12 protein-coding genes are annotated in these 12,417 nt (G+C 53.8%); 10 read left to right on the top strand and 2 right to left on the bottom strand.

Annotated features, from left to right (window positions below; all coding sequences use genetic code 11):
* The first annotated feature begins 22 nt into the window (after positions 1-22).
* From AB5H98_RS02915 to udk, 10 genes are all read left to right on the top strand, one after another.
* Positions 23-1,978, top strand: a complete 1,956-nt coding sequence (locus AB5H98_RS02915; RefSeq protein ID WP_367924419.1) for a V-type ATP synthase subunit I — start codon at positions 23-25, stop codon at positions 1,976-1,978.
* A gap of 78 nt (positions 1,979-2,056) precedes the next feature.
* Positions 2,057-2,401, top strand: coding sequence for an ATP synthase subunit C (locus AB5H98_RS02910; RefSeq protein ID WP_367924418.1), 345 nt, complete (start codon positions 2,057-2,059; stop codon positions 2,399-2,401).
* Between the two features lie 4 nt (positions 2,402-2,405).
* Positions 2,406-2,714 carry a V-type ATP synthase subunit F gene (locus tag AB5H98_RS02905; RefSeq protein ID WP_367924417.1) on the top strand — a complete coding sequence of 103 codons (309 nt, stop codon included), beginning with the start codon at positions 2,406-2,408 and terminating at the stop codon, positions 2,712-2,714.
* A gap of 10 nt (positions 2,715-2,724) precedes the next feature.
* Positions 2,725-3,345 (top strand): V-type ATP synthase subunit E, encoded by a 621-nt coding sequence (locus AB5H98_RS02900; RefSeq protein ID WP_367924416.1) that lies wholly within the window; start codon positions 2,725-2,727, stop codon positions 3,343-3,345.
* A gap of 37 nt (positions 3,346-3,382) precedes the next feature.
* Positions 3,383-5,173 (top strand): V-type ATP synthase subunit A, encoded by a 1,791-nt coding sequence (locus tag AB5H98_RS02895; RefSeq protein ID WP_367924415.1) that lies wholly within the window; start codon positions 3,383-3,385, stop codon positions 5,171-5,173.
* Between the two features lie 6 nt (positions 5,174-5,179).
* Positions 5,180-6,553 (top strand): V-type ATP synthase subunit B, encoded by a 1,374-nt coding sequence (locus tag AB5H98_RS02890; protein WP_367924414.1) that lies wholly within the window; start codon positions 5,180-5,182, stop codon positions 6,551-6,553.
* Between the two features lie 33 nt (positions 6,554-6,586).
* Positions 6,587-7,207: a V-type ATP synthase subunit D gene (locus tag AB5H98_RS02885; RefSeq protein ID WP_367924413.1), complete on the top strand. Its 621-nt coding sequence runs from the start codon at positions 6,587-6,589 to the stop codon at positions 7,205-7,207.
* Positions 7,208-7,422: 215 nt separating this feature from the next.
* On the top strand, positions 7,423-8,823 hold the full coding sequence (locus AB5H98_RS02880) for an ROK family protein (protein WP_367924412.1): 1,401 nt from the start codon (positions 7,423-7,425) through the stop codon (positions 8,821-8,823).
* 98 nt (positions 8,824-8,921) lie between these two features.
* On the top strand, positions 8,922-9,371 hold the full coding sequence (locus AB5H98_RS02875) for a YhcH/YjgK/YiaL family protein (protein ID WP_367924411.1): 450 nt from the start codon (positions 8,922-8,924) through the stop codon (positions 9,369-9,371).
* Positions 9,372-9,389: 18 nt separating this feature from the next.
* Positions 9,390-10,010, top strand: coding sequence for a uridine kinase (udk, locus tag AB5H98_RS02870; RefSeq protein ID WP_367924410.1), 621 nt, complete (start codon positions 9,390-9,392; stop codon positions 10,008-10,010).
* A 55-nt stretch (positions 10,011-10,065) separates the two neighbouring features.
* On the opposite strand, the gene AB5H98_RS02865 is transcribed toward udk, so the two are convergent.
* Positions 10,066-11,736 (bottom strand): sensor histidine kinase, encoded by a 1,671-nt coding sequence (locus tag AB5H98_RS02865; RefSeq protein ID WP_367924409.1) that lies wholly within the window; start codon positions 11,734-11,736, stop codon positions 10,066-10,068.
* Positions 11,711-12,415, bottom strand: coding sequence for a response regulator transcription factor (locus tag AB5H98_RS02860; protein WP_367924408.1), 705 nt, complete (start codon positions 12,413-12,415; stop codon positions 11,711-11,713). The genes AB5H98_RS02865 and AB5H98_RS02860 overlap by 26 nt, the downstream gene beginning before the upstream one ends.
* Positions 12,416-12,417: the final 2 nt, after the last annotated feature.

Below are 12,417 nucleotides of genomic sequence, written 5' to 3'. Positions count from 1 at the left end.
CAAAGAAACGAGGTGTCACAAGATGGGCATGGTAAAAATGGAGCATGTCAATATCTACGGCCCCGAGCGCGACCCGCAGGCAACGCTGGAAGTGCTGGCACGGGCGGCATGTTTCCAGCCGGATGACGCCGCAGAGAGCATCAACGCGGCCACCGGGCAGGCGGAGAACAAATATACGCCCTTGTTGAATCAGACGCTGGGCCTCATCAAGGACCTGGGACAGGACAATCATTTGCTGGCTTACGATGGACGGATGTACGAGTACAAAGACGTCCGCCGGGATGTGGAAAAACTGGCCGAACAGGTGGCTGAGCGCAATCGTCAGGAGACAGAGATCAATGCCAAGCTGACTACCTACGAGCAGACGAAGGCGCAACTGTACCATTTGACAGGACTCAAGACCAGCATTGATGAGATTTTTAGCTGCAAGTATCTGAAGGTGCGGTTTGGACGCTTGCCAAAGGACAGCTTCATCAAGCTCCCTTATTATGAAGAACATTCCTTTACGTTCCACGAATACGATTTTGACGGCGAGTACTACTGGGGCATGTACTTTGTGCCCGAGGACAAAGCCCATGAAGTGGACGACATTTTCGCTTCGCTGTATTTTGAACGGGTCTGGGTGCCGGACTTTGTGCACGGCACGCCGCAGGACGCCATTGCTCAGATCATCACCGAGGAAAACGAATTGCGCGCCCGGCAGAAAGAGCTGAAAAACAATGCACAGCTAGCAGATGAAAAAATGCTGGAGTATTTGCGCCGGTGCGCCGCATGGCTGAACTATGAGTCCCAGATTTATGATATGTACAAATACGTCATTGTTCTGGAACACACGTATTATATCAGCGGTTATGTCCCCTGTGATGAGGTGGAGCGGGTGAAGAACGCACTGGCCATTCTGCCTGGAGTGCGTCTGTGCCGGGACAGCGAACTGGAAGACGCCGAAACTCCGCCGGACCGCAAACCGCCGGTGAAATTGAAGAACAACTGGCTGTTCCGTCCCTTTGAGATGTTTGTGGACATGTACGGTCTGCCGGAATACGGCGATTTGGACCCCACGGGCTTTGTGGCCATCACCTATGCGGTGTTGTTCGGCATCATGTTCGGCGATGTGGGTCAGGGCATTTTGCTGGGGCTGATCGGTTACTTTATCATGTACAAAAAAATGCACATGCAGATCGGCTTAGTGTTGTCCCGATGCAGCATTTTTTCCACGTTGTTCGGGTTTGTATACGGCAGTGTGTTTGGCTTTGAGCATGCGCTGGACGGATTTTACCGGATGCTTGGCTTTGCGGAAAAACCCATGGACGTGTTGGAGCCCAACAGCATCATTGTGCTTTTGGTGTCCAGCGTCATCGCGGGCATCTTCCTAATCGCGGCGGCCATGATCACGGGCATTTTGTCCTGTATCCGCCGGGGCCTGTGGCCCGAGGCTGTTTTCTCAGTCAACGGAGTGGCGGGGCTGGTATTTTACTTTAGCTTGCTGGCCACGTTGGTCGAATTGGCACTGGGATACAGTGTGCCCTTTGTGTGCACGCCGGCGTTTTATGTTCTGTGTCTTGTGGTGCCGTTTTTGTGCATTTACTTCTCCGAGTTTATCTGTGCACGCATCAAGGGAAAACCGGTGGAGGAGACCGTGGGCGAAATCTTTATGAATGGCTTTTTTGAAGTGTTTGATGCACTTCTCAGCTTTGCGTCCAACACCATGAGCTTTTTGCGTGTAGGCGGTTTTGCTCTGGCTCACGCCGGTATGATGACCATGGTGTTCACGCTGAGTGACATGACCACCAATCCGATCCTTTACTGGCTTATCGTGCTGGTGGGCAATCTGTTTGTCATGGCACTGGAAGGATTGTTTGTGGGTATTCAGGTGTTGCGTTTGGAATTTTACGAAATGTTCAGCCGCTTTTTCGACGCAACCGGTCGTCCTTTCGACCCGTTGCGTGTCCGGTTGGACGGCACCAAGGCCGAGAACTGAGACGTCTCATCCGGCCCTGCCGGATTTGATTCCATAGATCATTACAAGCCGCTTTGCGCGGCAGAATGGAGACACATTATGAAAAATCAAAACATGAAAAAAGCTGTCCGTACTTTTGTGGTCCTGTTGGCCGTGTTCGTACTGGCCTGTGCGTTGTCCAGCATTGCATTTGCTGAGGATACTACTGCCGTTGCCGCTGCACCCGACATCAATCAAGGCTTGGGCCTTCTGGCTGCTGCGCTGGCAATGGGCATCGCGGCCATTGGTTCCGGCATTGCCGTAGGCGCAGGTGCTCCTGCCGCCATCGGTGCTTTGACGGAAGACCCCAAGAGCTTCGGTAAAGCGCTGATTTTCGTAGCTTTGGGCGAAGGCATTGCCCTGTACGGCATGCTCGTTGCCATCTTGATCTGGACGAAGGTGTAAGTTCATGAAATACTTTCTCATCAGCGACAACGTAGACACTCTGGCAGGCATGCGCCTGGTGGGTGTGCGTGGCGTTGTGGTGCATGAGCCAGAAGAGATGAATGCGGCGCTGGAAAAGGCCTGCGCCGATCCTGAAATCGGGCTGGTGTTAATTACGGACAAGCTGGTGGCCAAGTGCGCGGATGTAGTGTTTGCATACAAATTGAATCGCAAACGGCCACTGATCGTGGAGATGCCGGACCGGCACAGTGACACCAACCCCGGAGACAGCATTCGTCGCTACATCTCCGAGGCGGTGGGTGTGAAGATTTGAGGTGACGGGAATGAGCAGAAAGAACGTGGAGATGCAGAACACTGCACGGAAAATCTCGGAAAACGGGCAGTCTTTTGCCCAGTTTTCCGATTCTGTCCTGGACGCTGCGCGCCAGCAGGCCGAGAACATTCTGGCCGAGGCAAAGGTGCAGGCGGACGAAAAGTATGCCACGATTGTGGGCGTTCAACGCACGGACCCGCTGGAAAGCTATCGGGCGGAAGCTCGGGCAAAGCTGGAGCGTGAATTGGCGGCTGCACGCCAGGAAAACCGTAAAAAGCTGCTGGGCTATCGCGGTCAGTTGGTGAATTCGCTGTTTGCCGAGGTGGAGGAAAATCTGGCGGCCTATGTGGAGACACCGGCCTATGTAGAGTGGGTCGTAAACATTGTACGTGCTCATGTGAACGCAGACCCCGAGAACTGCGTGATTGGAGTGCGTGCCGGGGATGAGGACCGTTTGCGGCCTGCGCTGGAAAAGGCGATTCCGGGCTGCTGTATTCAGCAGGACCGGAACATCCGGTTTGGTGGTGTAAAAGTGCGCAAAGGGCGTTTGCTGTTTGATGAGACATTGGACGACGCCATCCGCACCCAGCGTACAAAGTTTTTGGGCCGGTGCGGCCTGCGCGTCGAGTGAGGCGCCCAATTACAGTACAGACAGTTAGGAGCAGCCTATGAAAGATACGGTCTATTCAATCAACGGACCGGTCATCACCGTGCGTGACACGGACAGCTTCGGCATGATGGAAATGGTCTACGTGGGCAACGCGGGCCTGATCGGCGAAGTCATCCATGTCAGCGATGACCGGACCACCATTCAGGTGTATGAAAACACCACCGGCCTGGCAGTGGGCGAGCCGGTCAGAGGCACCGGCGCGCCGCTTTCCGCCACACTGGGGCCGGGCATTATGGAAAATATTTTTGATGGCATCGAGCGCCCTCTGGGCGAGATTGCCCAGAAGAACGGCGCTTTCATTGCCACGGGCGTGCATGTGAGCAGCCTGGATGAAACGCGCAAGTGGGACGTGACGGTCACCGTCAAACCCGGGGCCAATGTACAGGGCGGCGATGTGATCGCCACCTGTCCCGAGACCAGCATCATCACTCACAAAAGTATGGTCCCGCCGGATGTATCCGGTGTGGTCACTTGGGTGGCTGAGGACGGTGCCTATACGGTCACAGAACCAATTTGCAAAGTGCGCACCGCCGACGGCGAGGAGAAAACGCTGTGCCTTGCGCAGAAATGGCCCATCCGTGTGCCTCGGCCCGTGAAGGACCGCGAGGCCATCAGCCGGCCGCTGATTACGGGCCAGCGCGTCATCGATACGCTGTTCCCCATCGCCAAGGGCGGCACGGCCGCCATTCCGGGCGGATTTGGAACCGGAAAAACCATGACCCAGCACCAGCTTGCCAAGTGGTGCGATGCGGACATCATCATCTATGTGGGATGCGGCGAGCGCGGCAACGAGATGACCCAGGTTTTGAACGAGTTCCGGGAATTGGAAGACCCCAAGAGTGGCAAACCCATGACCCAGCGCACTGTGCTCATTGCCAATACATCCAACATGCCGGTGGCCGCCCGTGAGGCGTCCATTTACACAGGCATCACCCTGGCCGAGTACTACCGGGACATGGGATACGACGTGGCCATGATGGCCGATTCCACTTCCCGCTGGGCCGAGGCCCTGCGCGAGATTTCTGGCCGTTTGGAGGAGATGCCTGCGGAAGAGGGCTTCCCCGCGTATCTGCCCAGCCGCCTGGCCGCGTTTTATGAGCGCGCTGGCTGCGTTGAGAATCTGAACGGCACCAGCGGCAGCGTGTCCGTCATCGGCGCGGTGTCGCCCCAAGGTTCCGACTTTTCGGAACCGGTCACTCAGAACACCAAGCGCTTTGTGCGCTGCTTTTTGGCTTTGGATAAGAGTCTGGCCTATGCGCGGCACTATCCGGCCATCAACTGGACCATCAGTTACAGCGAATACTACGAGGATTTGGACCCCTATTACATTGCAAATGTAGGCGAAGAGTTCTGCAAAATGCGTGGACGTATGCTGGGCCTGCTCAGCGAGGAAAATAAGCTGATGGAAATCGTCAAGCTGATCGGTTCCGACGTGCTGCCCGACTCCCAGAAAGTCACGCTGGAAGTGGCCCGGGTGATTCGTGTGGGCTTTTTGCAGCAGAACGCCTTTCACAAGAACGACACCTATGTGCCTTTGTCCAAACAGATGTGGATGATGGAGGCCATTCTGCACTTGTACGACCGTGCGGTGGAGCTGGTGAATGCAGGAGTTCCCGTCAGCAGTATGAGCGATGCAGGTCTGTTCGATAAGCTTATCAAAGTGAAGTACGAGATTCCCAACGATAAGCCCGAGATGTTTGGACAGTACAATCAGGAGCTGGACGCTATTTGCGCCGAACTCTTGGAAAAACAAAAGCCGCTGAACGCGGCGAAAGCGGAAGGGAAGTGATCTGCCATGGCCATGGAATATTTGGGGCTGAGTGATATCAACGGCCCGTTGGTCGCCATCGACGGCGTGGAAAACGCCAGTTACGAGGAAATGGTTCAGATCAAAACAAAAGACGGTGTTCGCACAGGCCGTGTAATTGCCCTGGAAGGTCAGCGGGCCGTGGTGCAGGTGTTCGCCGGTACCAATGGCCTGACGCTGAACGGAACTTCCGCCCGGTTTACCGGCGAGCCCATGCGCCTGGCGCTGGCGCCGGAGATCGTGGGCCGTATTTTCAACGGCGCGGGAGAACCCATTGACGGTCTTGGTCCGGTGTTCGCAAACCGATTTGATGATATCAACGGAAGCGCCATCAATCCGGTGTCCCGTTCCTATCCCCGCAACTACATTCGCACGGGCATTTCTTCCATCGATACGCTTATCACTCTGATTCGCGGTCAGAAATTGCCCATTTTCTCCGGTTCCGGTATGAGCCACAACAAACTGGCCGCTCAGATCGTGCGCCAGGCCAAGCTCAGCGGCGAGACAAGCGAAAACTTCGGCATTGTGTTCTGCGCCATGGGCGTCACCAAGGACGTGGCCGAGTACTTCCGCCGCAGCTTTGAAGAGTCCGGCGCGCTCAGCCGCGTGACCATGTTTTTAAACCTGTCCTCGGACCCCATCATTGAGCGTATTCTCACGCCCCGCTGCGCTTTGACCGCGGCAGAGTATCTGGCATTTGAGCAGAACATGCACGTATTGGTGGTCATGACGGACATGACCAGCTATGCGGAGGCGCTGCGCGAGCTTTCTTCTTCCAAAGGGGAGATTCCGGGCCGAAAAGGCTATCCGGGTTATTTGTATTCCGACTTTGCCAGCTTGTATGAGCGGGCCGGTGTCATTGTGGGGCGCCAGGGCAGTGTGACGCAGATTCCCATTCTCACCATGCCCAACGACGACATTACCCACCCCATTCCGGACTTGACCGGCTACATCACCGAGGGGCAGATCGTGCTGGACCGCTATCTGGACCAGCAGGGCATCTATCCGCCCATCAGTGTTTTGCCCAGTCTGTCCCGTTTGATGAAGGATGGCATCGGAGCGGGCTTTACAAGAGAAGACCATGCCGATGTGTCCAATCAGTTGTTCGCCAGTTATGCCAAAGTGTCCGACGCACGTGGCCTTGCCAGCGTCATCGGCGAGGAGGAGTTGTCCCGTACGGACAAACTGTACCTGGACTTTGGCGACCATTTTGAACGTGAGTTTCTGGGTCAGGGTCCCAATGAGGACCGCACCATCGATCAGAGCCTGGATCTGGGCTGGCGGCTTTTGTCCATTCTGCCGCGGGAAGAACTGGAGCGCATCGACGAAAAAGTGCTGGAAAAACACTACGGCAAGCATTGATTTCTATTTTGACTATCCGGGAGGTGTTGTACCATGGCCGAACAGATATTTCCCACCAAAGGCAATCTGATCGCCTGCAAAAAGAACCTGTCTCTGGCCAAACTGGGCTTTGACCTGCTGGACCGCAAGCGCAACGTCCTTATGCGAGAGATGATGAAACTGATTGACGAGGCCGCCGATATGCAAAAGGAAATCGGCGATACATTCATCCGCTCTTACACGGCATTGCAGAGCGCCAACATCACTCTGGGCATCGACCGCTCGCTGGAGAATGCGGTGCCCGAAGAAAAAGGGTTTTCGGTTACCAGTCACAGCATTATGGGGGTAGATTTGCCCACGGGTCATTTGGACAGTCCGCCGATTTTCCCTTATTACGGTTTTTCAGATACCAATTCGCAACTGGACTATGCCTACATGTGCTTTGACAGGGTCAAACACCTGTGCGCCAAATTGGCAGGCATTGAAAACAGCGTGTACCGGTTGGCTACGGCCATCAAAAAGACGCAGCGCCGGGCCAATATGTTGGAAAACGTGGTCATTCCCAAGCTGGAAAATAACATTCGGTTTATTTCCAGCACGTTGGAGGAACACGAGCGCGAAGAATTCACACGCATGAAGGTCATCAAAAGCCAGAAAAACCGAAAAAACGCATAGAAATGCGAAAACATCCTTGGTTCAAGATACCGTTGAAAACGATGTTTGTTGCTTTGGCGCCGCCTGTTTTTTAGGCGGCGCTTTTTTCATGGCAGAAAATGCAAAAATGTCATACAAATCGTGCAAGATTTCCCTGCGTTCCTGTGTTAGAATGAATCTACAAAGTCCGGTGCACATAGCCGGCAAATACCCCACAACAGAAAAGGAGAAGGAATATGAAATTTCTCAACGTGGACATTCCGGTCAAGAATCTGCCGGAATTGGACCAGGGGTTTGTTCCTCTGGGCTTGTTTTTTAAAGAATATTCCAAAAACGCACAAAAACCGTTGTGCATCGCTGTGGAGCGTTCCGGTGGTCAGGTAGGTGTGTACGAGACGCGCATTTACGGCACTCCGGAGATGAAAAAAGCGGATGATTATTATGTGGATCGTCTAGTCAAGTTCCTTCTATGGAGTTGGGGCGGTTTCAAAGTGAGCATTTGCGGCGACGATGAAGTGGCTCAGACCATTCGTCGCGCGTACAGCGAAAATGGTTCCCGCGCCTTTGACAAGGGTTTTATGGAGCAGGTGTACGAGACCGACTTTGTGGTGGAAAGCCTTCCCTACGACCAAAAACCCACGGCCGTGCACCGGTCTGAGAGCATCGGCCGTCACACCAACGGCGGACGCATCGGCTTTGACGCCGGCGGCTCGGACCGCAAGGTGTCCGCTGTCATCGACGGCGAGCCCATCTACAGCGAAGAAGTGGTCTGGTTCCCCAAAACCATCTCCAATCCCGACTATCACTACCAGGGCATTCTGGCGGCCTTCCATACCGCTGCGGCCAAAATTCTGGAAAAGGGCGGCCATGTGGACGGAATCGGCATTTCTTCCGCAGGCGTGTACATCGACAACAAATGCATGGTGGCCAGCCTGTTCTTGAAAGTAGGCAAAGAGGACTTTGATAAGAAGGTCAAGAATATTTATACGCGTGCCGCCAAAGAGCTGTCCAATACGCTGGGATACGAAATTCCCGTTGTCGTGGCCAACGATGGCGACGTGTCTGCGCTGGCGGGCGCCATGGGCCTTGGAGAGAACGGCATCATGGGCATTGCCATGGGCACAAGCGAAGCCGTGGGCTATGTGGACGGCGATGGCAACATCTGCGGCTGGCTGAACGAGCTGGCCTTCGCTCCCGTGGACGGTCAGCCCGACGCCATGGAAGATGAGTGGAGCGGCGACATCGGCTGCGGCGTGAAGTACTTCAGCCAGGACAGCGTCATCAAGCTGGCGCCCCGTGCAGGCATTGAATTGAAAGGGGAAAGCCCGGCCGAAAAGCTGAAAGAGGTACAGGCTTTGATGGCTGAGAACGACCCCCGCGCTGTGAAGGTGTATGAGTCCATCGGCGTGTATCTGGGTCATACGCTGGCGCTGTATGCCATGTTCTATGACATTCGTCACGTGCAGATGATGGGCCGCGTCATGTCCGGAAAGGGCGGCGACATCATTCTGGATGTGGCCAGCCGTGTGATGAATGAAGAATATCCCGACGTGGCGTTCCGTCCCGAGGCACCGGATGAAAAGACCCGTCGAGTGGGTCAGTCTGCCGCCGCGGCCAGCCTGCCGGAAGTAAAATAAGAATGATACAAGCGGCCCTCTTGCAAGAGGGCCGCTTTTTGGTTGTGGCAAAGGGAAAAATCTGCTATACTCAAAACAGAAAGAGAGGTCTTTGCCATATGATTTTTGACCGACTGGAAAACTTAAATCAGTACACGGGCCTGTTTGAACACCTGGACACGGCCATCGAATACATCGAGACCCATGATCTGGCCGAACTCGCCCTGGGACGCACCGACATTGACGGGGACAATGTGTATGTAAACGTGTTTGAACTGGACCCCAAACCCAGCGAGGAGATTCCTTTTGAGACCCACACCCGCTACATGGATTTGCAGGTGGACTTGGAAGGGGCAGAACTGTGTGAGGTGGCCCTGGGAGAACTGACGGAAAAACAGCCTTACGACGAGGAAAAGGATACGGCTCTTTACCATTCCGACACCAGCGCCGCGCTGGTGCTGGGCACGGATCGGTTTGCCGTTTTCATGGTGGAAGAACCCCATAAACCGGGCATTCGAGCCCAAGGATTTGATCATGTGAAGAAAGCAGTGTTCAAAATCGCCTATTAACGGACAGGAGGGATTGGAATGGAATGCTTTGTCATTGGCATCGCGGGCGGAACCGGCAGCGGAAAGACCACGCTGACAAAACGCCTGAAAGAGCGGCTGGGCGACCAGGTGACTGTGCTCAGTTACGACAATTATTATAAGAGTCATCCGGACATGCCTTTGGACGAGCGGCAACGCTTAAATTACGACCATCCGTCCGCTTTTGACACCGAATTGCTGGTGGAGCATTTGGCTGCGCTGCGCCGTGGTGAGACCATTGCTGCTCCGGTTTATGATTTTAAACAGCACGACCGTTCCAGTGAGACCATGCTCATTGTGCCCACCGGTGTCATCCTGGTAGAAGGCATTTTGATTTTGGCCGACGAGCGGCTGCGCAGTCAGATGGATGTGAAAATCTATGTGGATACGGACGCAGACGTGCGCATTCTTCGCCGGGTAGTGCGGGATGTAAAGCAGCGGGGCCGCAGCCTGGAAAGTGTGGTCACCCAGTACTTGACTACTGTAAAACCCATGCATGAGCAGTTTGTGGAGCCTTCCAAGCGCTATGCCGACATTATCGTGCCGGAAGGTGGCCGGAATGCAGTGGCGCTGGATATGCTGGTCCGCCGGGTGGAACATCACCTGAGCGGTCGGGAATAATGTTCGAAATTTCAAAAATGCCGGTCAAACCGCAAGGTTTGACCGGCATTTTAAGTTATTGAGGGGAAGGTTCCGGCTCGTTTTGAGGAGCGATCGATTTCAACGGAAAAGAGACAATGGCTTTGAACAGATCGCCGTCTGTTTCGATTGCAAATCGTCCGCCCTGCAATTCGGTAAAACTTTGGGCAATGGCCAATCCAAGCCCGCTGCCCTCCGTGTTACGAGAGGCGTCCCCACGCACAAAGCGCTCGGTGATGTGGGAAGGATCAAATGTCAGTTCGGTGGCAGAAATGTTTTTCATCGTTACCACTGCCTGCCCATCGTCCTCTTCCAGTTGAATGTAGGCACGGGTTCCGGACATGGCATATTTTAAAATATTGCCCAAAAGGTTTTCAAAGATGCGGCAGGTGCGTTGGCCATCCAATATCACAGGTACCTTTTCCGTGGGCAGATGCCAGCGGAAATCAATGGCCGAAGCATCCAGTTGATCTTCCATCTCATACTGTACCTGTTTTAAAAGAGCGGTCAAGTCCATGGGTTGGGGATGAAGAACAACATTTCCGCTGGTAGCCTTACTTACTTCAAATAAATCTTCAATCAACCGCTTTAGACGCTGGCTCTTTTTGTCGAGCGTTGCTACGTATTCCGTGCGTTTTTCCTCGCTCAAAGAGGGGTCTTTCAAAAGGTCCACATAGGTGATGATGGCGGTCAAAGGTGTTTTTAAATCATGGGAGACATTGGTGATCAATTCGGTTTTCATGTTGCGGCTGCGCACTTCTTCTTCGACCGCCTTTTCAAATCCGGTGCGCACGTCGTTGAGGCTGTCCTGCAAAGGATAGAAAATGCCCGCATCGCCTTCCACCGGCGTATGTAGATCGCCCTGGGCCATGCGCTGTGTGGCAACCAGCAACTCGTTGTATTGCCGCTGGATTTTTTGCATATACTTGCGGAGAAGAAAGAACAGGATCACCGAATAAATGATGCATCCGATCAATCCCCAAAACCACAGACAGCAGCACAACGTCACCAGTAAAAAATTGGCAAACAGCCACTTGAGCAGAGTTTTTTCCACGGGTGCGCTCAGGTCCACCTGGCCCAAGCCGTGTATGGCCCGGCGCAACGCTACGGTTACGGCACTCAGACATACGCCGCATTTTTTGAAAATCCAGATAAGCAGGCGCACAGTCAGACTGTGGGTGCGCAGATATTTCCATACGCCATCCCGCAAGGCGGCCATCCATACGGCGCCCACCTGGAACATGCACAGAAACAACAAATACAAAAGAGAGGCAAGCAAAAGATTCACAGGCCCCTCCATGGGTTCCGAAGAGGAGAAAATGTGCTGCATGTCCTCGGCGTAGCTGCCGTTAAAAATGCCGACCAAAATCCGGGCCACGGTCCAAGGGGTTTGGGTGATGAGCAATATCAGTGCCAGATACACTTCCAAAGGCAGGCGGCACCACAGACCGCGTCCGATTCCAAGTGGACGGGGAATGGCAAGTACGGCGCCCACCGCCGAGCTGCCGATCAGCATCAGTGCGTACAGGGATGAAAAACCACCGAAGTAAAACAGCGCGCTTATTTCAAAATGACCTTCGGCGATGCCCTGATTCATGGAACTTTCGAAGTAGGGGAACATCTGGGCAAATACAAACACTGCCACCAAAGGATATACGGCAGTCAGAAGAAAACGCGCCAGATTAAAGTTTTTCAATTTTGTATCCAATGCCCCACACCACCTTCAAATATTTGGGATTTCGCGGATCGATCTCAATTTTTTCGCGAATGTTGCGCACATGTACCATGATGGTGTCCGTGTTTACTGCCCGTTCGTTCCACACCCGCTCGTAAATTTCTTCGGCGGAAAAAACACGTCCGGGATATTTCATTAACAGCGCCAGAATTTTAAATTCCAGCGGTGTCATTTTCACGGGTGTGCCGTCTACGGTGACAGCGGCGGTATCTTCGTTTAATTCCAGTCCGCCAATCATATAACAGCGCTCGGGCGGTTGAATGGTTTGCCCGGCCAGTTTTAAAAATCGTTCGTATCGGCGAAGCTGCGAGTGAACGCGCGCCAGTAGCTCCAGCGGAACAAAAGGTTTTGTCACATAATCATCTGCACCGATGTTCAGGCCGGTGATTTTGTCGATGTCCTCGGATTTGGCCGAAAGGAAAATCACAGGGAATTCGTATTCTTCTCGCAGCTTCATTACCATGGTAATGCCGTCCATCACGGGCATCATGATGTCCACGATCGCAAGATGAATTTCCTGGTGTTTTAAAAGGGCCAGGCCATCGGCTCCATTTTCCGCTTTGTGAACGGTGTAACCCTGATTTTCCAAATAGATGCCAATGGCGTTGCGGATTTCGGCGTCGTCCTCCACAACAAGAATATGCGCGTCCATAA

This window comes from uncultured Ruthenibacterium sp., from assembly GCF_963558415.1.
Classification (GTDB): domain Bacteria; phylum Bacillota; class Clostridia; order Oscillospirales; family Ruminococcaceae; genus Ruthenibacterium.
This window is presented reverse-complemented; position numbering and strand designations above follow the sequence as displayed.

Coding starts and splice junctions, on each gene's coding strand:
- AB5H98_RS02860 (WP_367924408.1), bottom strand. CDS start 12,415: ATGGACGCGCATATTCTTGTTGTGGAGGACGACGCCGAAATCCGCAAC.
- AB5H98_RS02880 (WP_367924412.1), top strand. CDS start 7,423: ATGAAATTTCTCAACGTGGACATTCCGGTCAAGAATCTGCCGGAATTG.
- AB5H98_RS02895 (WP_367924415.1), top strand. CDS start 3,383: ATGAAAGATACGGTCTATTCAATCAACGGACCGGTCATCACCGTGCGT.
- AB5H98_RS02915 (WP_367924419.1), top strand. CDS start 23: ATGGGCATGGTAAAAATGGAGCATGTCAATATCTACGGCCCCGAGCGC.
- AB5H98_RS02905 (WP_367924417.1), top strand. CDS start 2,406: ATGAAATACTTTCTCATCAGCGACAACGTAGACACTCTGGCAGGCATG.
- AB5H98_RS02900 (WP_367924416.1), top strand. CDS start 2,725: ATGAGCAGAAAGAACGTGGAGATGCAGAACACTGCACGGAAAATCTCG.
- AB5H98_RS02875 (WP_367924411.1), top strand. CDS start 8,922: ATGATTTTTGACCGACTGGAAAACTTAAATCAGTACACGGGCCTGTTT.
- AB5H98_RS02910 (WP_367924418.1), top strand. CDS start 2,057: ATGAAAAATCAAAACATGAAAAAAGCTGTCCGTACTTTTGTGGTCCTG.
- AB5H98_RS02890 (WP_367924414.1), top strand. CDS start 5,180: ATGGCCATGGAATATTTGGGGCTGAGTGATATCAACGGCCCGTTGGTC.
- AB5H98_RS02885 (WP_367924413.1), top strand. CDS start 6,587: ATGGCCGAACAGATATTTCCCACCAAAGGCAATCTGATCGCCTGCAAA.
- udk (WP_367924410.1), top strand. CDS start 9,390: ATGGAATGCTTTGTCATTGGCATCGCGGGCGGAACCGGCAGCGGAAAG.